Source organism: Agarivorans sp. QJM3NY_33 (assembly GCF_050870865.2).
Classification (GTDB): domain Bacteria; phylum Pseudomonadota; class Gammaproteobacteria; order Enterobacterales; family Celerinatantimonadaceae; genus Agarivorans.
In genome coordinates this window covers 3,625,886-3,649,260 of record NZ_CP194039.2, presented here as the reverse complement: position 1 = coordinate 3,649,260, position 23,375 = coordinate 3,625,886, and the positions used below count along the sequence as shown (strand labels likewise).

General features: G+C 45.2%; 17 protein-coding genes and 2 tRNA genes. 18 read left to right on the top strand and 1 reads right to left on the bottom strand.

Going from position 1 to position 23,375, the window contains the following annotated elements; genetic code table 11:
- The first annotated feature begins 104 nt into the window (after nucleotides 1–104).
- The 5 genes from pulA (at nucleotide 105) to ACRRSY_RS16470 (ending at nucleotide 10,202) form a co-directional block, all read left to right on the top strand.
- Nucleotides 105–4,073 carry a pullulanase-type alpha-1,6-glucosidase gene (gene pulA / locus ACRRSY_RS16490; RefSeq protein WP_432463652.1) on the top strand — a complete coding sequence of 1,323 codons (3,969 nt, stop codon included), beginning with the start codon at nucleotides 105–107 and terminating at the stop codon, nucleotides 4,071–4,073.
- Nucleotides 4,074–4,533: 460 nt separating this feature from the next.
- Nucleotides 4,534–5,676, top strand: coding sequence for a glutamine-hydrolyzing carbamoyl-phosphate synthase small subunit (carA, locus tag ACRRSY_RS16485; RefSeq protein ID WP_432452168.1), 1,143 nt, complete (start codon nucleotides 4,534–4,536; stop codon nucleotides 5,674–5,676).
- A gap of 19 nt (nucleotides 5,677–5,695) precedes the next feature.
- Nucleotides 5,696–8,914 carry a carbamoyl-phosphate synthase large subunit gene (gene carB / locus ACRRSY_RS16480; protein WP_432463651.1) on the top strand — a complete coding sequence of 1,073 codons (3,219 nt, stop codon included), beginning with the start codon at nucleotides 5,696–5,698 and terminating at the stop codon, nucleotides 8,912–8,914.
- 145 nt (nucleotides 8,915–9,059) lie between these two features.
- Complete coding sequence (gene greA / locus ACRRSY_RS16475; protein ID WP_432452170.1) at nucleotides 9,060–9,536, top strand: transcription elongation factor GreA; 477 nt, start codon at nucleotides 9,060–9,062, stop codon at nucleotides 9,534–9,536.
- Nucleotides 9,537–9,596: 60 nt separating this feature from the next.
- Nucleotides 9,597–10,202 (top strand): HAD family hydrolase, encoded by a 606-nt coding sequence (locus ACRRSY_RS16470; RefSeq protein WP_432452171.1) that lies wholly within the window; start codon nucleotides 9,597–9,599, stop codon nucleotides 10,200–10,202.
- A 384-nt stretch (nucleotides 10,203–10,586) separates the two neighbouring features.
- Here the strand turns inward: ACRRSY_RS16470 and yhbY are convergent, their stop codons facing one another.
- Nucleotides 10,587–10,883, bottom strand: a complete 297-nt coding sequence (yhbY, locus tag ACRRSY_RS16465; protein WP_432452172.1) for a ribosome assembly RNA-binding protein YhbY — start codon at nucleotides 10,881–10,883, stop codon at nucleotides 10,587–10,589.
- Between the two features lie 114 nt (nucleotides 10,884–10,997).
- Here yhbY and rlmE point away from each other — a divergent pair, with 114 nt between their 5' ends.
- The 13 genes from rlmE (at nucleotide 10,998) to rpsO (ending at nucleotide 23,193) form a co-directional block, all read left to right on the top strand.
- Nucleotides 10,998–11,627: a 23S rRNA (uridine(2552)-2'-O)-methyltransferase RlmE gene (rlmE, locus tag ACRRSY_RS16460; RefSeq protein ID WP_432463650.1), complete on the top strand. Its 630-nt coding sequence runs from the start codon at nucleotides 10,998–11,000 to the stop codon at nucleotides 11,625–11,627.
- Between the two features lie 47 nt (nucleotides 11,628–11,674).
- Entirely contained in the window at nucleotides 11,675–13,597 is a 1,923-nt protein-coding gene (gene ftsH / locus ACRRSY_RS16455) for an ATP-dependent zinc metalloprotease FtsH (protein ID WP_432452174.1), read from the top strand.
- Between the two features lie 61 nt (nucleotides 13,598–13,658).
- Nucleotides 13,659–14,489 carry a dihydropteroate synthase gene (gene folP, locus ACRRSY_RS16450; RefSeq protein WP_432463649.1) on the top strand — a complete coding sequence of 277 codons (831 nt, stop codon included), beginning with the start codon at nucleotides 13,659–13,661 and terminating at the stop codon, nucleotides 14,487–14,489.
- Nucleotides 14,489–15,826 (top strand): phosphoglucosamine mutase, encoded by a 1,338-nt coding sequence (gene glmM, locus ACRRSY_RS16445; RefSeq protein WP_432452176.1) that lies wholly within the window; start codon nucleotides 14,489–14,491, stop codon nucleotides 15,824–15,826. The genes folP and glmM overlap by 1 nt, the downstream gene beginning before the upstream one ends.
- Before the next feature lie 171 nt (nucleotides 15,827–15,997).
- The gene (gene secG, locus ACRRSY_RS16440; RefSeq protein ID WP_432452177.1) at nucleotides 15,998–16,342 is read left to right on the top strand and encodes a preprotein translocase subunit SecG; all 345 of its coding nucleotides are present in this window, start codon (nucleotides 15,998–16,000) and stop codon (nucleotides 16,340–16,342) included.
- A gap of 8 nt (nucleotides 16,343–16,350) precedes the next feature.
- Nucleotides 16,351–16,436: transfer RNA gene (locus tag ACRRSY_RS16435), tRNA-Leu, on the top strand.
- A 54-nt stretch (nucleotides 16,437–16,490) separates the two neighbouring features.
- A tRNA-Met gene (locus ACRRSY_RS16430) sits at nucleotides 16,491–16,567 on the top strand.
- Between the two features lie 145 nt (nucleotides 16,568–16,712).
- Nucleotides 16,713–17,171, top strand: coding sequence for a ribosome maturation factor RimP (gene rimP, locus ACRRSY_RS16425; protein WP_432452178.1), 459 nt, complete (start codon nucleotides 16,713–16,715; stop codon nucleotides 17,169–17,171).
- A gap of 12 nt (nucleotides 17,172–17,183) precedes the next feature.
- On the top strand, nucleotides 17,184–18,680 hold the full coding sequence (gene nusA, locus ACRRSY_RS16420) for a transcription termination factor NusA (protein ID WP_432452179.1): 1,497 nt from the start codon (nucleotides 17,184–17,186) through the stop codon (nucleotides 18,678–18,680).
- Nucleotides 18,681–18,703: 23 nt separating this feature from the next.
- On the top strand, nucleotides 18,704–21,355 hold the full coding sequence (infB, locus tag ACRRSY_RS16415; RefSeq protein WP_432452180.1) for a translation initiation factor IF-2: 2,652 nt from the start codon (nucleotides 18,704–18,706) through the stop codon (nucleotides 21,353–21,355).
- Between the two features lie 91 nt (nucleotides 21,356–21,446).
- Complete coding sequence (rbfA, locus tag ACRRSY_RS16410; RefSeq protein WP_432464730.1) at nucleotides 21,447–21,875, top strand: 30S ribosome-binding factor RbfA; 429 nt, start codon at nucleotides 21,447–21,449, stop codon at nucleotides 21,873–21,875.
- Entirely contained in the window at nucleotides 21,875–22,822 is a 948-nt protein-coding gene (gene truB, locus ACRRSY_RS16405) for a tRNA pseudouridine(55) synthase TruB (protein WP_432463648.1), read from the top strand. Before rbfA ends, truB begins: the two co-directional genes overlap by 1 nt.
- Nucleotides 22,823–22,923: 101 nt before the next feature.
- On the top strand, nucleotides 22,924–23,193 hold the full coding sequence (gene rpsO / locus ACRRSY_RS16400; RefSeq protein ID WP_432452182.1) for a 30S ribosomal protein S15: 270 nt from the start codon (nucleotides 22,924–22,926) through the stop codon (nucleotides 23,191–23,193).
- Nucleotides 23,194–23,375 lie beyond the last annotated feature (182 nt).

Here is a 23,375-nt window from a genome sequence, read left to right as displayed (position 1 = left end):
GAAATTCTACCTTATTGTCATCTCGTCCAATGGAAGGCGAGAACCAAAAAAATCTAAACAGAGTTGTTGAAGATTGGATTAGCAATGAGGAAAGGAAGGTTAACATGGACATAAAAATAACGAAGCTAGCAAAGCTCACCATACCATTTATTGCGGCAGTAGCAATGATGGGTTGTGGGAGTAGTGATGAATCGAGTGGTTCAGGTAATAGTGGAGTGATTGATGGGCTGTACTCTGCCGCTGAAAATGAAGTCGTTATCTATTATAAGCGCGATGATGCACAGGCAAAGGTTAATGAATCAGCCTATGCAGGTTGGGGGCTGCATTTGTGGAATGGTGAGGGCTGTACCAGTACTGATTTGGAAGCGATGGGTGTCGCCGAAGCGGGAACGGATTGGTCTTCACCTTATCTTGCTACGGGTATTAGTGAAACTTACGGTGCCTATTATGTATTAAAAGTTGATCCCGATGCTAATGACCCATATCAGTGTATGAATTTTATTCTGCATAATGGAGATGACAAGGCATTTGGAAGTGCAAATTCAAAAGTAGAATTAACAAAATTGGGTGAGTCTCAAGGTTTATTCGGTTTTCATGGCAGTAGCGAGATTTTCTATGCGCCGATTGCCGAACGCCCGGTGGCAATTGATGGTGCTAAAGCGCACTGGGTGGATGCAAAAACCATCGCCTGGGAATCTGTTGGTAGCGCGAGTTCTTTAGAGCTACGCTATGATCTTGAAAATAAAATCGCAATGGATCCAGAAACCAAAGAAGTTAGCGGTGGTACCGCAGTTACTTTGAGTGAAGGAACCTTGAGTGATGCAGTTAAAAAGCGTTTTCCACATTTAGCGAGTTTAGCCGCGGCCAGTATTGACGTTGATGATGCAACGCTTAAAACTATTTTGAAGAGCCAAATTGTGGTGGTGGCAAAAAATGCCGAAGGGAAAGCGACCGCAGCCACTCAAGTGCAAAAAGCGGGGGTGATTGACGCTGTGTTTGTACAGGGTGACAAAGGTGCTCTGTCGGAAGAGCTCGGTGCTATTGTGAGCGATGATGGTGTGACCTTTAAGGTGTGGGCACCTACGGCGCAAAATCTAAAACTGTATCTGTATGACGACCAACTGAAGGCTTTTGGTCAGCCTGTTGTGATGACTCAAGCTGCAAACGGCGTGTGGTCGGCTCAGCAATCGGACGTCGTTGGTAAATACTATCGCTATGAAGTGACGGTTTATCATCCTACAACCAGTAACATTGAAACGCGTATGGTGACCGACCCTTACTCCTTAAGTTTGTCGGCTAATTCCGCTTATTCTCAAGTGGTTGATTTAGAGTCTACGGATTTAAAACCTACGGGTTGGGACAGTGATGAAGTACCCAAGCTAGCCAAAGATATTGACCATGTACTCTATGAATCTCATCTGCGTGATTTTAGCGCCAGTGATAGTCTTGGTACCAAGGCATACAATGGTAAGTACTTAGCTTTGACGGAAGCTGAACGGGATTCGGTAGTTCATCTTAAAGAGTTGCAACAAGCTGGATTAACCACCTTACATATTATGCCTGCCTTTGATATTGCAACAGTAGATGAAGACCCCGATAAGGTGGTGAACATCACCGATACTGTGGCTAAGCTATGTGACTTAAAACCCAGTGCTCAAGTTTGTGAGACTGCCGATAAAGGCAAAGTTATTGAAGATCTATTAGATTCTTACGACCCAACCACGGGTGACGCACAAGCACTGATGGGGGATTTACGTGCTTTAGATAGTTTTAACTGGGGTTATGACCCTTATCATTACACCGTGCCTGAAGGTAGTTACGCAACAGATGCAGAAGGCACGACTCGGATCAAAGAGTTCCGAGAAATGGTGAAGGCTACTCACGATATGGGACTGCAGGTTGTTATGGATGTAGTGTATAACCATACCAATGCTTCGGGAGTAGAGGATAAGTCGGTACTCGATAAAATTGTCCCCGGATACTATCATCGTCGAAACCCTAATACTGGCGATGTGGAAACCTCAACCTGTTGTGACAACACTGCTACCGAAAATCTGATGATGGGTAAACTCATGACCGACTCATTAGTGACTTGGGCTAAAGAGTATAAAATTGATGGTTTCCGTTTTGATTTGATGGGGCATCAGCCGAAAGATTTAATGGTTGATTCTTTGGCTGCAGTTAGAAAAGTGGATGATGATACTTATTTCTATGGGGAAGGCTGGGACTTCGGTGAAGTCTCTAATAACGCTCGTTTCGAGCAATCAACCCAATGGAATATGGCCGGCACTGGTATTGGTACCTTCTCCGATCGTTTACGCGACGCGGTACGTGGAGGGAGTCCATTTGATAGTGGTGATGGCATTCGTAAAACTCAAGGCTTTGGTAATGCGGACACGCTGAACGATCTCAATTCCGATGCGGATAGCTTCCGTGCTGATGCACTCCACAATCAAGACTTAATTCGTTTGGGAATGGCTGGCAACTTACAGAAATTTGTGTTGTTGGATGCAGAGGGGAATACCAAGCGCGGTGAAGATGTCGATTATAACGGCGCAAAAGCGGGTTATACACTGAGTCCTTCGGAAAATATCTCCTATGTTTCTAAGCACGATAACCAAACGCTTTGGGATAACAATGCCTATAAAGCGACCACTGGAACTTCCCCCGCGGATCGTGCCCGGATGCAAACGGTAAGTTTATCGACGGTGATGTTAGGTCAAGGGATCCCATTTATTCACATGGGATCTGAATTACTGCGTTCTAAGTCGATGCAACGAGATAGTTATGATTCGGGTGATTGGTTTAACCGAGTCGACTTCTCAGGTCAAAGCAATAACTGGAATGTAGGCCTACCGAGAGCCGATAAAGATGAGGCAAACTGGGACTTAATCAAGAAGATTATCGCCGACCAGACGACGCAAGTTAAGCCTGCTGATATCGCATTAACTAAAGAGCAGTTCCTTGAGTTATTAAAAATACGCTCAGGGAGTGAACTATTTAGATTGAAAGATGCGGATGCGGTTAAAGCGAGGGTTGATTTCCGCAACGTTGGTAAAGAACAGGTGCAAGGCCTGATCGTGATGTCGATTGATGATGGCACGAGTGCTGGCTCAGACTTGGATGCAAACAATGATGCGATTGTTGTGGTACTGAATGCTACAGATGAGGAGCAAAGCTTTGAAATAGCGGGTGCTAGCGGTTTTGAGTTACACCCCGTTCAGAAAAATTCTGCTGATGATGTTGTGCAAGGCGCAAGTTTCGCTAACGCAAGCTTTACTGTGCCAGCACGCACCACCGCGGTATTTGTACAACCGCAAGATGGCGCGCAAGGTGCCGGTTTACCAGTGAATACCAGTAATAAAGACTTAACCACAATACCGCCATTTAACCAGACCGTTTATGTGAAAGGTAGTATGAATGACTGGGCCGATAACGATGACTATGCCATGACCTTTAAAGGGGATGGCATCTATGAGTTGACGGTTAGTTTGAATGCCAATGATGGTTATGAGTTTAAGTTTGCTGATTCATCTTGGTCGAGCCCAAATATTGGCTGTGATTGGGCGACTCAGGCCGAAACTTCAATTAGTTTAGGTGATGCGGAAAACTGTAAATTGCCAGTAAGCGAAGACGGTCTGTATAAGTTCACTTTAGATGCGAAATATGTACAAACTGACAGTGAGGATGATAAAGCGATTGTTTCAGTAACAAAATCTGAGCAAAGCTTAACTCCAACTTATAGCTCCGATATTTTCTTGCGCGGAACCATTACCACTTGGGATACGCCTGCAGAGGATTCAAGTGCCAAATTTGCTTACACTGCTACTAATACTTATCGTTTGACCTTGGACCTTACGGTTGGAGATTACGAGATGAAGATTGCAGATGCAGCGTGGACCGCAGCTGTTAATTTTGGGGCAGATACTAGCGTCGCTCTAGACTCACCAGTGACTTTAGATGGCGGTAGCGCAAGTGCCAATATGAAGTTCTCGGTTACGGAAGCGGGGAGTTATACTTTCACACTTAATACCGCTAATGCGGATGCACCAGTGTTAACTGTGAGCCAATAACAAAATTTCTTAAACTGATTAATTGCCGACCCTTAAGGTCGGCTTTTTTATGCGCAATAAATTTCAGTTGGTTTACATAGTTATTACATTTATTGTTATTTGATGAATGAAGTACAGGCCCAAGACTGAATTGATAAGCTTGTGTCAGAACGTTGTAGGTGAAAATCCGCTTTTTGTTTAGTAAAAGTTGTTAGAATATTTATGTGGATAATTAGCATTCTTATATTATTGTTTTTATCATTTTAAGTTTTCAATTGGAGTGGGAAAATTGTATTTATCGCTATTAAAGTCGTATTTTCAGCTAAATAACTTATTTTCATAAGTTTGTATAAAAAACAATAGATCTCTTGCCTTATCTCTTCTATAATCCGCGGAATTTGCCAAATTTTTATTGTGTTGGGCTAAAGTTAGGCTTTAGTTCAACTTTGTCGTATCGACAATTCTTTGTTAGGAGGTTGCCTTGAGCAAATCAGCGCTGCTGGTATTAGAAGACGGTACCGTGTTCCGTGGTACTGCAATCGGAGCCAATGGAAGTGCCGTTGGAGAAGTTGTTTTTAATACTTCGATGACCGGATATCAAGAAATTTTAACTGACCCTTCATACGCTCGCCAAATAGTCACCCTCACTTACCCCCATATTGGAAACTACGGAACAACACCTGAAGATGAAGAGTCTTCGAGTATTCATGCCTGTGGTTTAGTGATTCGTGATTTACCTTTGTTAGCGAGCAATTTCCGCAGCCAGCAAAGTTTGAGTGAATATTTAGAGTCTCGTAATGTGGTGGGGATCGCTGACATTGATACCCGTAAGTTAACCCGTATTTTACGAGAGAAAGGTGCTCAGGCGGGTTGTATTGTGGCTGGGGAAGATCTGGACCAAGCAAAAGCTCTAGCGGACGCGAAAGCTTTCCCGGGTCTAAAGGGCATGGATTTGGCTAAAGAAGTAACAACTTTGGAGTCTTATTCCTGGGCGCAAGGCAGTTGGGACTTAGTCAATGGCTTACCGGCAGACAGTGAAGATAGTAAATTTCATGTGGTTGCTTACGACTTTGGCGTGAAGCGTAATATCTTACGTATGTTAGTAGATCGGGGTTGTCGGCTTACGGTGGTGCCAGCGCAAACTTCTGCAGCAGAGGTTTTAGCACTGAATCCCGATGGCATCTTCTTATCAAACGGCCCCGGTGATCCAGAGCCATGTGATTATGCCATTGCGGCGGTTCAACGCTTCCTCGAAACAGATATCCCCGTATTTGGGATCTGTTTAGGTCATCAAATTCTTGCTTTAGCCAGTGGCGCTAAAACCGTGAAGATGAAATTTGGTCATCATGGTGGGAACCATCCGGTGAAAGACATTGAGCAGAATCGAGTCATGATTACCGCACAAAACCACGGTTTTGCCGTTGACGAAAAAACCTTGCCAGATACGCTAACAATGACCCACTTCTCACTGTTTGACCAAAGCTTACAGGGGATTCATCGCACCGATAAGCCTGCGTTTAGTTTTCAGGGTCATCCTGAAGCGAGCCCTGGTCCGCATGATGCAGCGCCATTGTTTGACCATTTCATTGAATTAATTGAGCAGCGCCTTAACGGCCAAGCGTAGGTAGAGAGCAGCAGAACTTATGCCAAAACGTAATGATATAAAAAGCATTTTGATATTGGGCGCAGGCCCGATTGTTATCGGTCAGGCCTGTGAGTTTGACTACTCTGGTGCCCAGGCTTGTAAGGCCTTGCGTGAAGAGGGTTACCGAGTCATTTTGGTTAACTCTAACCCCGCGACCATTATGACTGACCCGGAGATGGCTGATGCCACCTACATCGAACCGATTCATTGGGAAGTTGTAGAACGAATTATCGCCAAAGAACGTCCGGATGCAGTTCTGCCGACGATGGGTGGTCAAACCGCATTGAACTGTGCGCTAGAGCTTGAGAGCAAAGGCGTACTCGAAAAATACAATGTTGAAATGATTGGTGCTACAGCGGACGCGATTGATAAAGCAGAAGATCGCAGCCGTTTCGACAAGGCTATGAAAAGTATTGGTTTAGCTTGTCCAAATGCTGGTATTGCTCATTCTATGGAAGAGGCTTACAAGGTCTTAGACGAAGTCGGCTTCCCTTGTATTATTCGACCCTCTTTCACCATGGGGGGTACCGGTGGCGGTATCGCTTATAACAAAGAAGAATTCGATGAAATTTGTACTCGAGGCTTAGACCTTTCTCCAACCAGTGAGTTATTGATTGACGAAAGTTTAATTGGTTGGAAAGAGTACGAGATGGAAGTGGTTCGTGATAAAAACGACAACTGTATCATTGTCTGTGCTATTGAAAACTTCGACCCAATGGGCGTACACACCGGTGACTCAATCACGGTTGCTCCTGCACAAACGCTTTCTGACAAAGAATACCAATTGATGCGTAATGCCTCGTTAGCGGTTTTACGCGAAATTGGCGTAGAAACGGGTGGATCTAACGTTCAGTTTGGGATTTGTCCAAACACTGGCCGTATGGTGATTATTGAGATGAACCCGCGGGTATCGCGCTCATCTGCACTCGCGTCTAAAGCAACTGGTTTCCCCATCGCAAAAATTGCAGCTAAGTTAGCCGTAGGCTTTACCCTTGATGAGCTGCAAAACGATATTACCGGTGGTCAGACACCTGCGTCGTTTGAGCCTTCCATTGACTATGTAGTCACTAAAATCCCTCGCTTTAACTTTGAGAAGTTTGCTGGTGCTAACGACCGCTTAACCACCCAAATGAAGTCGGTGGGTGAGGTGATGGCGATTGGTCGTAACCAACAAGAGTCACTGCAAAAAGCGCTACGCGGCCTAGAAGTTGGGGTGGATGGTTTTGACCCGATTGTTGATTTAAATGCGCCTGATGCCATGGAAACTATTCGTCACGAATTGCAAAACGTAGGCTGTGACCGTATCTGGTATATCGCAGACGCATTCCGTGCCGGAATGAGCGTTGAAGATATCTTTGGCCTGACCAATATTGACCGTTGGTTCTTGGTACAAATTGAAGACATTATACTGCTGGAAAATCAAGTTGCCAAAGCAGGCGTTGCTAGCCTAGATGAGGCGACGATGCGCAAACTCAAACGCAAGGGCTTTGCCGATGCGCGTTTGGCAAAGCTTACTGGGGTGTCTGAGAAAGAAATTCGTAAACTACGTCACCGTTTAGAAGTGCTACCGGTTTACAAACGGGTTGATACTTGTGCCGCAGAATTTGCTACTGATACTGCGTACATGTATTCAACTTATGATGAAGAATGTGAAGCCAATCCTACGAACAATAAAAAAATCATGGTTTTAGGTGGCGGTCCTAACCGTATTGGTCAAGGTATTGAATTCGACTACTGTTGTGTTCATGCAGCGCTTGCGATGCGAGAAGATGGTTACGAAACCATTATGGTGAACTGTAACCCAGAAACGGTATCGACCGATTATGATACTTCTGACCGCTTGTACTTTGAGCCGGTCACCTTAGAAGACGTACTGGAAATTGTTCGTGTTGAGCAGCCAACTGGGGTGATTGTGCAGTATGGTGGCCAAACGCCGCTTAAGCTCGCACGTGAGCTAGAAGCGGCTGGCGTGCCGATTATTGGTACTTCGCCTGACGCGATTGACCGCGCCGAAGATCGTGAGCGTTTCCAACTAGCTGTCGATCGTTTGAAGCTGAAACAGCCTGAGAATGATACGGTAACCACGACGGAAGATGCCCTTATTTCTGCAGAGCGTATTGGTTACCCCTTAGTGGTACGTCCTTCTTATGTGTTAGGCGGACGAGCCATGGAAATTGTTTATGACGAAATCGATTTACGTCGCTACTTCAAAGAAGCTGTTAGTGTATCGAATGACTCGCCGGTACTGCTTGATAGCTTCCTAAATGATGCCATTGAAATCGATATTGATGCCATTTGTGACGGTAAAGATGTGGTGATTGGCGGCATTATGGAGCACATTGAGCAAGCGGGAGTTCACTCGGGTGATTCTGCCTGTTCATTGCCTGCTTATACCTTAAGCCCACAAATTCAAGACCGAATGCGTGAACAGGTGAAAGCCTTAGCTTTAGAGCTGGGTGTGATTGGCTTAATGAATACCCAGTTTGCAGTGAAAGATGACGAAATTTACTTAATCGAAGTCAACCCTCGTGCTGCGCGCACCGTGCCATTTGTTTCTAAGGCAACTGGGGTTCCAATTGCTAAAGTGGCTGCTCGGGTTATGGCTGGTAAATCCTTAGCTGAGCAGGGCATTACCAGAGAAGTGATCCCACCTTTTTATTCTGTTAAAGAAGTGGTATTGCCGTTTAACAAATTCCACGGTGTTGACCCTATCTTAGGCCCTGAAATGCGTTCTACGGGTGAAGTGATGGGGGTAGGTGATACTTTCGCTGAAGCCTACGCTAAAGCTGAGCTAGGGATTGGCAATGACGGACCGAAGAGTGGTCGTGTGTTGTTGTCGGTGCGTAATTCCGATAAGAAGCGTGTGGCAGAGCTTGCGGCTAAGCTGGTCGAGTTGGGTTATCAACTCGATGCTACTCACGGTACAGCTGTGGCGCTTGGCGAAGCGGGTATTAATCCTCGTTTGGTGAATAAGGTACACGAAGGTCGGCCACACATTTTGGACCGTTTAAAAAATGGTGAGTACAGTTATGTCATCAATACCACTGAAGGGCGTCAATCTATCGAAGATTCTCGTCAATTGCGGCGGGCTGCTTTGGTGCAAAAAATAAACTATACCACTACCTTAAACGGGGCCTTTGCAACTTGTTTAGCACATAATGCCGATGACCGTGGTACTGTGACTTCCCTCCAAGATTTGCATAAACGTATAGTGTAATCATTAGTAATCGCGATGACTTTGGCGGTGAATCACTTCACCGCAGCTTAAAATCGCGTTACACTGCACCTATAAATAAAAGTAAATTGGCTGTCATCGACAGCCAATTTTTTTCTGTTTTTCTTGTTTGATTGAGTTAGTGAATATGAAACCTGTTCCAATGACGGTGCGCGGAGCGACGCAATTACGTGAAGAGTTAGAACATCTGAAAACGGTTGTTCGCCCTAGAATTATTGAAGATATTGCCACTGCTCGTGAGCATGGTGATTTAAAAGAAAATGCTGAATATCATGCGGCTCGCGAGCAGCAAGGTTTTTGTGAAGGCCGAATTCAAGATATTGAAGGCAAGTTGAGTAATGTTCAGGTGATTGACGTTACGAAGATAGTGAATGCTGGTAAAGTGATTTTTGGTGCCACGGTCACCTTGTTAAATGTTGAGACCGATAAAGAAGTTACCTATGGTATTGTGGGTGATGATGAGGCTGATTTTAAAAAGAATCTTATTTCAGTTAATTCACCAATTGCCAGAGCGTTGATCGGTAAAGAAATGGATGACTGTGTCAATGTGATTACCCCTGGCGGTGAAGTTGAATACGAAATTGTTAATGTTGAATATAAATAACCTAGTTATTTGATTCACTTAAACGCAGCAATTTGCTGCGTTTTTTGTTGGAGATGCGCAGTGTTAGATATTGATTACTCGAAATACGATGCTTTAATTTTTGATATGGATGGGACTTTAGTTGATTCGATGCCTGCGCATTTAGCGGCTTGGGAACAGGCCTTGGCAAAGCAAAATTTACCCGCATATATCGACTTTATCGGCCAACGAGGCGGTATGCCGACCTTAAAAATTGCCCAACAATATCAGCAGCATTTTCAGCTCACACTCGATGCTCAGCAGTTATTGATGGATAAGCGAGCCTGCTTTGAAGGCCACTGGGAACAGGTAAATAAGATAGAAGTGACTTGCCAACTCTTGGATCGCTTTAAAGGGCATAAGCGCTTTGCATTGGGAACAGGAGCCGAGCGAGTTAATATGCAGCGTATTATGGATAATTTAAATTTAACTGGACATTTTTCGGCTTTGGTCAGTGCCGATGATGTGAATGCGCATAAGCCCGAACCTGATACCTTTCTTGAAGCCGCAAGGCGGTTGAATGTGCCTGCCAAACGCTGTTTGGTGTTTGAAGATACTCCTTTTGGCTTACAGGCCGCACAAAATGCGAAAATGGATTGTGTGCTAGTGAAAGATTTTAGTTTGGCTGAGTTTGTTGCCGCAGGTTAAATAAATGCGAGCGTTTGTTGTATCAGGTGGTGATACTCGTTGACGATTTCGCTTCGTTGGCTAAGGCATATAGAGATAGTTACTCAGCGCCATGAGCCTTTATATACTCGGTAATCGCTCGAAATTTATCGGTAAAACGGCTGCTCGTCGAGTCGGGGCAAAGAGGTGTTTTAGTTGGCAATCGATGGGAGCATACCCGCGAAAAAAGCTGGGTGTTGCTCTTAAACTAACGCGTTGTTTCTCGCATCATTGATGACTTGCTGCAGTAACCGCCATCAGAGTTGGTTAATTTCATGCAAAATAGGGTGCTAGCCAGCATCCAAGCTCAGCGTTTTCTCAAGTACTGAAATTTGCAGTATAAAAAAGCGGCTATTGCCGCTTTTTTTATTTCTTAGGTAATTCTATTTTTTGCGCTTCACTCGGGCGGTAAAGAATTAAAATGTGACCAATCACTTGGACCTTGACCGCTTCCGCCTTGCTGACGATGGTATCGGCAATTAATTGTTTCATTTCTCTGTCGTCGGTTGCAATTTTCACCTTAATCAGCTCGTGATGCGCCAAGGCGATATCAATTTCTGCTAGAATTCCTTCGGTGAGTCCATTCGACCCAAGCATCACAACTGGCTTAAGGTTATGAGCCAAGGATTTTAGGTGCTGTTTTTGTTTGTTAGTCAGTCGCATGAAACTTTCTGCTTACTCGGGGTTGAAAAAGGCACATTCTAGCGCCATCTATGGATGAATACTATTTTATAATCACTATACGGTGTGGTTTTGTAACTATAGTGGAAACTATCTGTGACCAATAAAAAACATACGGCGAGCTCCAAACGCTGGTTAACCGAACATTTTGATGATCATTATGTTCAAAAAGCTCAGAAACTTGGGCTGCGTTCTCGCGCAGTGTTTAAGATAGAAGAGATCCAAAATAAAGATAAGTTATTAAAACCTGGTATGACGGTGGTTGATTTAGGTGCCGCTCCTGGCGGTTGGTCGCAATATTGTGTTGAGCAACTGGGCTTGAATGGGCATGTAATTGCTTGCGATATCTTACCAATGGACCCGATTGCTGGCGTTGATTTCTTATGCGGAGATTTTCGTGAAGAAGACGTGTTAAATGCTCTGCTCGAACGAGTCGGTGAGAAGAAAGTAGATGTGGTGCTTTCTGATATGGCACCGAATATGAGTGGTAATAGTAATGTTGACCAATCACGAGCGATGTATCTGGTTGAGTTAGCTTTAGAGATGTGCCGGGAAGTATTAGCCCCCAAAGGCTGCTTTGTGGTGAAGGTGTTTCAAGGTGAAGGCTTTGATCGATATCTGCAAAATGTGCGTTCTATGTTCAGTAGTGTAAAAACGCGCAAACCAGATTCCTCTAGGGCTCGCTCTAGAGAGGTCTATATAGTAGCTAGTGGCTTTAAACTATAGTACGCTAGGTAATAATTCGTATTTAAATAACCGATGAGGTTTTCGTCTTGAGTGACATGGCAAAAAATCTGATTCTGTGGCTAGTGATTGCGGTTGTATTGATGTCCGTATTTCAAAGCTTTAGTCCTGATTCAAACAATGGTCGGCAAATGGATTACTCAACCTTTGTTAAGGATGTGAATCAAGAGCAGATCCGTGAAGTGAGAATTAGTGGGCAAGATATTAAAGGTACTAAGCGTACTGGCGAGCAGTTTACCACCATTATTCCTTTACACGACAAAGACTTACTAAATGATTTGATTAATCATAATGTGAAAGTGTTGGGCGAGCAGCCAGAAGAGCAAGGCATGTTGGCGCAGATCTTCATCTCGTGGTTCCCTATGTTACTGCTGATTGGGGTATGGATATTCTTCATGCGTCAAATGCAAGGCGGCGGTGGTAAAGGGGCAATGTCTTTTGGTAAAAGCAAAGCACGCTTGATGAGCGAAGATCAAATTAAGACTAATTTTGCTGACGTAGCTGGTTGTGATGAAGCAAAAGAAGAAGTTGCTGAGTTAGTCGATTACTTGCGTGACCCAACTAAATTCCAAAAACTGGGCGGAAAAATTCCCACTGGTATTTTGATGGTAGGTCCTCCTGGTACAGGTAAAACGCTACTCGCCAAAGCGATTGCTGGTGAAGCAAAAGTACCTTTCTTTACCATTTCTGGTTCAGACTTCGTTGAAATGTTTGTTGGTGTGGGTGCCTCACGGGTACGAGACATGTTTGAACAAGCTAAAAAGTCAGCGCCCTGTATTATTTTCATCGATGAAATCGATGCAGTTGGTCGCCAGCGTGGAGCTGGTCTCGGCGGCGGACATGATGAGCGTGAACAGACTTTAAACCAAATGTTAGTCGAAATGGATGGTTTTGAAGGTAACGAAGGGATTATTGTGATTGCGGCAACCAACCGCCCCGATGTACTTGACCCCGCTTTGTTACGTCCTGGTCGATTTGACCGTCAGGTCACTGTTGGTTTACCAGATATTCGCGGTCGTGAGCAGATCCTTAAAGTCCATATGCGTAAAGTGCCTTTAGGCGATGGCGTCGATCCAAGTGTCATTGCTCGTGGAACGCCTGGTTTTTCTGGTGCCGATTTGGCTAACCTGGTCAATGAAGCCGCATTATTCGCTGCTCGTGGTAGTAAGCGAGTGGTCGCCATGGAAGAGTTTGAAAAAGCCAAAGACAAAATCATGATGGGTGCTGAGCGCAAGTCAATGGTGATGACTGAAAGCGAAAAAGAAATGACAGCCTATCACGAAGCGGGTCATGCGATTGTTGGCCGCTTGGTGCCAGAGCATGATCCAGTTTATAAGGTGAGTATTATACCACGTGGCCGCGCACTGGGGGTAACCATGTACCTGCCTGAGCAGGATCGGGTGAGCCATAGTAAACAGCATCTTGAGAGCATGATCTCGAGTTTGTATGGCGGACGCCTCGCGGAGCGGATTATTTATGGTGATGAGAAAGTTTCCACAGGTGCCAGTAATGATATCGAACGCGCCACTGAAATTGCTCGTAAAATGGTGACTCAGTGGGGCCTGTCGGAATCGATGGGGCCATTGTTGTACGCTGATGAAGAAGGTGAAGTGTTCTTAGGGCGTACTGCAGCGAAAACCAAGCATATGTCCGACGATACTGCGAAAGCCATTGATCTTGAAATTCGCTCGGTCATTGATCGTAATTATCACCGTGCTGAATCCTTGCTTGCAGAAAATATAGATATTTTGCATGCTATGAAAGACACCTTGATGAAATACGAGACGATTGATGCGAAACAGATTGATGATTTGATGATGCGTAAAACGCCTCGTCCACCAGCGGATTGGGATGATGGAGACACTCCTTCTAAAGCGGATATTAAGCCAGATGACAACTCGTCTGATTCGGTAGATCAGCCTAAGTCTATGGGCGAAGATCCAGCACAGTAATTGCTCATTGAGCTATTAGCCCTGTAAGTTACTTACAGGGCTTTTTTATAAGTAAAATGATATGACACAATCCTTTCAAATTGGCCCTCACCAATTCACTCGTCCAGTTATCATGGGCATTCTTAATGTTACCCCTGATTCATTTTCAGATGGTGGTCAGTACCTCTCTAAGCAGCGGGCATTGCAGCGAGTTGAACAAATGTTGGCTGAGGGTGCCGACATTATCGATATTGGCGGGGAATCAACTCGCCCTGGCGCGCCAGCGGTGAGCCTAGAAGACGAATTAGCCCGCACCGTAGACTTAGTTGCGGCGATTAAACAGCGCTTTTCATGCCTGGTATCTATCGATACCAGCAAGGCTGAAGTGATGCGTCAAACGGTATTAAATGGCGCTGACATGATTAATGACATTTGTGCACTGAGTCAGCCTCAAGCATTGGAAGTCGCGGCAGAGCTAGCGGTACCCGTTTGCTTAATGCATATGCAAGGGCAACCAAGAACCATGCAGGCGAATCCAGAATATAAGGATGTTGTTACAGAGGTGATTGATTATCTAAAAATGCGAGTTGAGAACTGTGTAGCAGCAGGAATCGTTCGTTCTAATATAATTGTTGATCCTGGCTTTGGTTTTGGTAAGAGCGTACAGCATAATTATCAACTGTTAGCGCGCTTAGCCGAGTGTCAACAGTTGCAACTGCCAGTGTTGGCCGGTATGTCTCGTAAAAGCATGTTTGGTAAGTTGCTGGATCGGCCGACGGAACAGTTGTTGGCTGCGAGTATTGCCGGCGTTATGCTGGCTGCTGAACAAGGGGCGCAGATCTTTCGTGTGCATGATGTGCAAGCCACGGCTGACGCTTTAAAGGTTTTTTCTATGGTACAGATGAGTAAATAATGACAAGAAAATATTTTGGCACGGATGGTGTCCGCGGTAAGGTGGGTGATTACCCAATTACCCCAGAATTTGCATTAAAATTGGGTTGGGCTGCAGGGAAGGTATTGTCGAGTACTGGCACTCGAAAAGTATTAATTGGCAAAGACACGCGGATTTCTGGTTATATGTTGGAATCGGCCCTAGAAGCAGGTTTATCCGCAGCCGGTGTTCAAGCCAGTTTTGTGGGGCCTATGCCCACTCCTGCGGTGGCTTATCTAACACGCACCTTTAGAGCCGAAGCTGGCATTGTGATTAGCGCTTCACATAATCCTTACTACGATAACGGCATTAAATTTTTCTCTGCGGGTGGAACCAAGTTACCTGACGATGTTGAACTGGCGATTGAGGCAGAGTTGGACAATCCCATGACTTGTGTCGATTCAGCCAGCTTGGGGAAGGCCAGACGTATTGAAGATGCAGCTGGTCGTTATATCGAATTTTGCAAGAGTACGTTTCCTAACAAATTTAGTCTCGCGGGCTTAAAAATTGTGGTTGACTGTGCGCATGGTGCGACTTACCACATTGCGCCGAAGGTCTTCAGTGAACTGGGTGCCGAGGTTGTCGCTATTGGTAACCAACCCAATGGATTAAACATCAATGACAAGTGTGGTGCGACCGATACCCGTTTATTGGCGGAGCAAGTATTAGAGCATCAAGCAGATTTAGGAATTGCCCTCGATGGTGATGGTGACCGCGTCATGATGATTGACCAATATGGTGTCGAAGTTGATGGTGATGAGATCCTTTATATTTTAGCCAAAGATGCCCAGTTAGGTCAGCGCCTAAGCGGTGGTGTTGTGGGGACTCTGATGAGTAATTTGGCGCTTGAGCAAGCCTTTTTGGGCATGGATATTCCGTTTAGTCGAGCCAAAGTTGGTGACCGCTATGTAATGGAGCAGCTCTCAGAGAAAGGTTGGTCTTTCGGTGGAGAAAACTCAGGACATATTATTTGTTTAGGACATACCACCACCGGTGATGGTATTGTTGCCGCCTTACAAGTATTAGCGGCGATGTTGGCTCAAAAGCAAAGCCTACGTGGTTTGTTGGCTGAGCTCACTCTTTATCCTCAGTTATTGGTGAATGTTCGTTTTAAAGGTGAGTCGGATCCCTTAAATAGTGAACTGGTTAAATTAGCGCAGGCGAAAGCTGAACAACAATTGGCCGATAGTGGTCGAGTTTTATTGCGCAAGTCTGGAACCGAGCCGTTATTAAGAGTGATGGTCGAAGGGGCTGATTCAGCTCTGGTTGAACAATGTGCCAATGATATTGCCGAAGCCGTGCGCGCCGCATGTGCTTAATATTTGTTTGAAGTGCACGATATTTAAACGGTTGAACGAAGAATGTGACTTTTTTTAAGTTGTTGCTTGTATTAAACGCATAGGTTCGCTAATATCTCGCCCGCTTTGGTGACTTGTGTTTCACTAATTGACGGTCGGAATAATGACCGACCCACACTTAGGTGAAAGAGAATGTACGAAATTTTATTAGTAGTTTATTTGTTAGTGGCATTGTCGTTGATTGGTCTCGTATTGATCCAACAAGGCAAAGGCGCTGATATGGGTGCATCTTTTGGTTCCGGTGCATCTAACACAGTATTTGGTTCTTCTGGTTCAGGTAACTTCCTAACTCGTTCAACCGCTATTTGTGCAATGTTATTTATTCTTATCAGCTTGGCGTTAGGCAACCTTTCAGCCAAACAAAGTAAACAAGTTGATGAGTGGAGCGATTTGTCTCAGCCAGTTGCTGAGCAAGTAGTACCTGAAGGTGATGTACCAGCATTGCCGGCTACACCAGGTAGTGACGTTCCAAACTAGTTTAAACTGCCGAGGTGGTGGAATTGGTAGACACGCTACCTTGAGGGGGTAGTGTCCTATGGACGTGCGGGTTCAAGTCCCGCTCTCGGCACCAATAGTTATTTTTGCATCCTTGACGAGTGATTGGTATAATCTTCGGCAATTCGGACGCGGGATGGAGCAGTCTGGTAGCTCGTCGGGCTCATAACCCGAAGGTCGTCGGTTCAAATCCGGCTCCCGCAACCAACTATTCAACACCTGGTGTGAATAGTTTTTAAAGGCTCAGAAATTTAAAAGCCCCGCTTCATCGGGGCTTTTTGTTATTTTTTCGCCGCACCTTAGGTGCTAGAACTGGGCTATTACGCCCTTTTTTTGTTTCTGGAGGGAAACCTTGGCAACTGTAGAACAAAGACTCACTGACATGCTTACACCAGCGGTTGAAGCGCTAGGGTTTGAGTTGTTAGGCATCGAATACGTAAGTGCTGGCAAGCATTCTATTGTTCGTCTTTTCATCGATCATGAAGATGGGATTAATGTAGACAATTGCGCGGATGTTAGTCGACAAGCTAGCGCCATATTGGATGTAGAAGATCCAATTAGTACAGAATATAACCTTGAGGTGTCATCTCCTGGTTTAGAGCGTCCTCTGTTTAAAGCAGAGCATTATCAACGTTTTATTGGCGAAATTGTATTTATTCAATTACGTATGCCAGTGAGTAACCGTCGAAAATGGCAGGGCGAAATCATTGCTGTTGAAGACGACACCGTCGTGCTCGCAGTTGCATCAGAACAACATCGGATAGCGCTAGGCAACGTGCAAAAAGCGCATCTAGTTCCCCAATTTGATTGAAGAGGGTGAGGAATGAACAAAGAAGTCTTGTTGGTTGTTGACGCGGTATCGAATGAAAAAGCATTGCCGCGCGAGAAGATTTTTGAAGCTATGGAAGTGGCTTTAGCTACAGCAACCAAGAAAAAATACGAAGGTGATATCGAAGTTCGTGTCGATATTGACCGAAAAGACGGTAGTTTTGAAACGTTCCGTCGCTGGCGAGTGGTAGAAAATCAAGAAGCCATTGAAAATCCATATCGTGAAATCACCCTAGATGCGGCTCAATATGAAGAGCCTAGCATCGAACTTGGTGATTACGTTGAGGAACAAATTGAGTCGGTTGTATTTGACCGGATTACCACGCAAACAGCTAAGCAAGTTATTGTTCAAAAAGTACGTGAAGCAGAACGTGCTCAAGTGGTCGAACAGTACTTTGATCAAGTGAATGAATTAGTAACCGGTATTGTTAAAAAAGTAAGCCGCGAAAATATCATTGTTGATTTAGGCAACAATGCAGAAGCGGTTATCCATCGCGAAGAATCGCTACCGCGTGAAGCGTTTCGCCCCGGTGACCGAGTACGCGGTTTGCTATACGAAGTGAAGCCGGAAGCTCGCGGTGCTCAGTTATTTATGAGCCGTACTCGTCCGGAAATGTTGATTGAGTTATTCCGCATTGAAGTTCCAGAAATCGCTGAAGAGATGATCGATCTCGTCGCGGCTGCTCGTGATCCTGGTTCTCGTGCAAAAATTGCGGTGAAGAGTAATGACCGACGCATTGACCCTGTGGGTGCTTGTGTTGGTATGCGTGGTGCACGTGTTCAAGCCGTCTCGGGTGAGTTGGATAATGAGCGTGTTGATATTGTATTATGGGATGACAACGCCGCACAGTTTGCGATTAACGCAATGGCTCCAGCGGAAGTTGCTTCTATCATTGTCGACGAAGATAGCCATTCTATGGATATCGCCGTTGAACAAGATAATCTAGCTCAAGCAATTGGCCGCAACGGTCAGAATGTTCGTTTGGCTTCACAGCTTACTGGCTGGGAACTGAACGTAATGACAGTTGAAGAGGCAAATAACAAGCATCAAGCGGAAGCACAAAAAGCCATCGATACTTTTATTCAATACCTTGATATTGATGAAGAGTTTTCAACGGTACTGGCTGATGAAGGTTTTACCACTTTAGAAGAGATCGCTTACGTACCAGTGAATGAGCTGTTAAGTATTGATGGTCTTGATGAAGACACGGTTAATGCCTTGCGTGAACGAGCCAAGGCGGCATTGGTGACCGAAGCTTTAGCGAAAGAAGAGTCTTTGGATAATGCTGAGCCTAGCGAAGAATTACTCGCTCTCGAGGGAATGGAGCGACACTTGGCATTTGTTATGGCAAGTAAGGGGATTGTGACCCTTGAAGATCTCGCAGAACAAGGGATTGATGAGCTAGAAGATATTGAAGAATTGTCGGACGAAAAAGCCGGCGAACTAATTATGGCTGCCAGACAGATTTGCTGGTTTGGCGACGAAGAATAAGGTCGACGGAGGATAATAGCCCGATGACAGAAGTTTCAATTAAACAACTCGCGACCGACGTGGGAACAAACGAAGATAAGCTAATTCAGCAATTTGCAGATGCAGGCATTCAGAAATCTTTAACGGACTCGGTGACTCAAGAAGAGAAAGCTAAGCTTCTTGAGCATCTAAAACAACAGCACGGCGAAGAGAGCTCTCCAAGCCGTATGACACTTAAACGCACCACCAAGAGCACCTTGAGTGTCGCGGGTAGCGGCGGTAAGCGCGCAGTGCAAGTTGAAGTGCGTAAAAAACGCACTTATGTCAAACGTAGCACCGTAGAAGAGCAAGCGAAACAAGAAGCCGAAGAAAAAGCGCGTCTTGAAGCGGAAGAACAAGCACGTTTAGTTGCAGCTGAAGCGGCTAAGAAAGCGGCTGAAGAAAATGCTAAGCGCGAAGCTGAAGAAAAAGTGAAACGCGAAGAAAAAGCTGCCGCTGCAGCGAAAGCCGCTAAAGCGAAGGAAGCTGAGAAGCAACAGGCCGATGCAGCAAAATCACCAGAGCAATTAGCTGCAGAGAAAGAAGCGGCTGATATTTTACGCAAGCAAGAAGAAGCTGCAGTGGCTAAAGCTGAAGCTGAAGCTGAGAAAAAAGCAGAAGAAGCTAAAAAGCTAGCGATTGAAAACGCTGCGCGCTGGGCTGAAGAAGAAAAACTACGTAAGAAGCGAGAAGAGTCAGCTGATTACCATGTAACAACGTCTACTTATGCGCGTGCTGCTGAAGATGAGCAAGAGCAAAAAGCCGAAGCTCCTCGTCGTAAGAAGCGTAAAGCGAAGCAAAACGACGATAACAACTCTCGTCGTGGTGGCCGCAAAGGAAACAAACGTCAAGTGGCTACGCCTACAGCAATGCAGCATGGTTTTAACAAACCAGCTCAACCAGTAGAACGTGAAGTGCGCATTGGTGAAACCATTTCTGTCGGCGAGCTAGCCTCTAAAATGGCGGTAAAAGCGACCGAAGTCATTAAAGCGATGATGAAGATGGGTGCAATGGCAACCATTAACCAAGTCATCGATCAAGAAACTGCAACTTTGGTTGCTGAAGAGCTTGGTCATAAAGTGGTGCTGGTTAAAGAAAACGCGCTTGAAGAACAAGTGATGCAAGAAGCTGAATCGACGGGTGAGAAAACAACCCGTGCGCCAGTTGTGACCATCATGGGCCACGTTGACCACGGTAAAACATCCTTACTTGACTATATTCGTCGCGCTAAAGTTGCCGATGGTGAAGCTGGCGGTATCACCCAGCACATTGGTGCTTACCATGTAGAAACTAATGGTAACATGATCACCTTCTTAGATACTCCTGGACACGCGGCGTTTACCTCTATGCGTGCTCGTGGTGCTAAGTCGACTGATATCGTGGTATTAGTCGTTGCTGCTGATGACGGTGTGATGCCACAGACTGTAGAGGCCGTCCAGCACGCTCGCGCAGCTGGCGTTCCGTTAGTGGTTGCTGTGAACAAGATGGATAAAGAAGGCGCTGATCCGGATCGGGTCAAAAATGAGCTTTCTCAACACGAAGTTATCCCAGAAGACTGGGGTGGTGATGTTCAGTTTGTTCACGTCTCGGCGAAAAGTGGTGAAGGGATCGATGAGCTTTTAGAAGCCATTGTATTGCAGTCTGATGTATTAGAGCTTACAGCGAGTCATGTCGGTGCTGCATCGGGTGTGGTCATCGAATCTCGTCTTGATAAAGGCCGCGGCCCGATAGCTTCAATCTTGGTTCAACATGGCCAATTGAAACGTGGTGACATTATACTTTGTGGTTTAGAGTACGGACGTATTCGCGCCATGAAAGATGAAAATGGTAAAGACATCGAAGGTGCCGGACCGTCTATTCCTGTAGAGATTCTTGGTCTCTCTGGTGTTCCGCAAGCGGGTGATGAAGCAACGGTTGTTCGTGATGAGAAAAAAGCGCGTGAAGTTGCCTTGTATCGCCAAGGTAAATTCCGTGATGTGAAACTAGCGCGTCAGCAAAAATCTAAACTAGAAAACATGTTTGCCAACATGGAAGAAGGTGAAGTTCAAGAATTAAATATTGTCTTGAAGTCTGATGTACAAGGTTCACTAGAAGCGATTTCGGATTCATTGCAAAAATTGTCTACTGATGAAGTCAAAGTTAGTATCATTGGCCGTGGTGTTGGTGGTATTACCGAAACTGATGCGACTTTAGCTGCCGCTTCAAATGCGATTGTGCTTGGCTTTAACGTTCGTGCCGATGCGACCGCTCGCCGTATTATCGAATCAGAAAATGTTGACTTACATTACTACAGTGTAATTTACGATCTGATCGATGAAGTGAAGAGCGCAATGACCGGCCTATTAGCGCCAGAATTCAAACAACAAATTATGGGCTTAGCTGAAGTTCGTGACGTATTTAAGTCACCAAAACTGGGTGCAATTGCTGGTTGTATGGTTCTGGAAGGTAGCGTGAAGCGCTCAAATCCTATTCGTGTATTACGTGATAATATTGTTATCTATGAAGGCGAGCTTGAATCATTACGTCGCTTTAAAGATGATGTGAACGAAGTTCGTAACGGTATGGAATGTGGTATCGGCGTGAAGAACTATAATGATGTTCGTGCTGGCGACCAAATTGAAGTATTTGAGATTGTTGAAGTTCAACGTACACTTTAGGTGTAAGGTTTAACGATATCTCTTAAATGGGGGCTTGCGCCCCCATTGTTGTTTCTACGCTCCCTATGGGAGTGGTATCAGGAGAATAATGATGCCTAGAGAATTTAGCCGTCCAGACCGGGTGGCCCAACAAATTCAGAAAGAAGTCGCGGTGATATTACAACGCGAAGTACGTGATTCCCGTTTAAGTCTGGTCACGGTGTCTGCCGTTGATGTGACCCGTGATTTATCCTATGCCAAAGTGTTTGTCACTTTCTTAGACGACAGTGAAGAAGCGGTTAAAGCTAGCTTGGAAGCGTTAAGTGAACATCAACCCTATGTTCGCCACTTGTTAGCCAAAGCAATGCGTCTACGTGCAGTGCCGGAACTACGTTTCCAATATGATGGTTCTTTACGTGAAGGTTTGAGGATGACTGAGCTGGCGAGTAGCGCAGTGAAAAATGATCAGCAGAAAGCCGCTGCATCGGGTCGTACTCTTGAAGAAGAACAATCAGATGAGCAAGCGAAAGAGGGCGAGTAATGGGGCAAGGGCGCAGAAAAAAGGGCCGTGCGATTGATGGCATCTTACTGCTAAACAAACCGACGGGGGTCTCCTCAAACGGTATCCTTCAGCGAGTGAAGCGTATTTATTTCGCCCAGAAGGCTGGACACACTGGCGCACTTGATCCACTGGCTACCGGTATGTTACCGATTTGCTTAGGTGAAGCGACTAAATTTTCTCAGTTTTTACTCGATTCAGATAAGCGTTATCAGGTGACGGCTCAGTTAGGTGTTCGAACCAATACTTCAGACTCGGATGGTGAAGTGGTCGACACGCGCCCAGTTCAGGTGACTAAAACTCAAATTGAGCAGGCTTTAGCTTCATTTCGCGGACCCATTAATCAGGTCCCATCGATGTTTTCAGCCCTAAAACATAATGGTAAGCCTTTATATAGTTATGCCCGGGAAGGGATCACGATTGAGCGCGAGGCTCGACCGATTACGGTTTACGAGAATAATTTAATTGCGCTTGATGGGGATATGCTGACTCTGGATGTTCATTGCAGTAAAGGTACCTATATTCGTACCATTATTGATGATTTAGGTGAGATGCTTGGCTGTGGTGCGCATGTGGTGAAATTACATCGCTCACAGGTGGCTGATTACCCAAGTGAGCGGATGGTGACTCCCGAGCAGCTTGATGCGCTGTTAGAGCAAGCGAATCAAAGCGAGATTGCACCTAAAGAGTTGTTAGACCCGCTATTGTTGCCGATGGATTCGGCGGTTGCGCATTTAGCTGAGGTAAACATTCCTGAAGACTTAGGCGGCTACTTAATGCAGGGACAAGCACTACAAGTTACCGGTGCGCCGCTGAATGATGTATTTAGAATCACCATTGGTGAGCCTGCTCGTTTTGTGGGAATAGGCCAGCTGAATGATGATGGTTTGGTCGCACCGAAGCGCTTAATTCAGAGCGTCGATAGTTAAGTGTTTCGCTTGCAACTACAAATTTAGCGCTATATAATGCGCGTCCTTCATCGCTGAGTTAGTGATTGGCGATGAGTAAATTTAAATTTTTAGGAGTTAGTATGTCACTAAGTAGCACAGAAAAAGCAGCAATCGTTGCAGAATACGCGCGTGAAGCAGGAGACACTGGTTCTTCTGAAGTTCAAGTTGCTTTGTTAACTGCACAAATCAACCATTTGCAAGGTCACTTCAAGAAGCACATTCACGATCACCACAGTCGTCGTGGTCTACTACGTATGGTTAGCCAACGTCGTAAATTGCTTGACTATTTGAAGCGTAAAAATCAAGCGAGCTATGTTGAATTGATCGCTAAATTAGGTCTACGTCGCTAATCATAGACCTTAGCAAAACAGAATATCTAAAGGGAGCCTAATGGCTCCCTTTTTCGTTCGCTTAATAAAATTCATAAAACCAGCCCGATAACAACGGTTTTAGTAAGGATAAAGTTATCTTTTGGCATAGCATTGTTTTATACTTTAGCGCGAATTAAAAGAGCACATAAATTAAAGGAAAT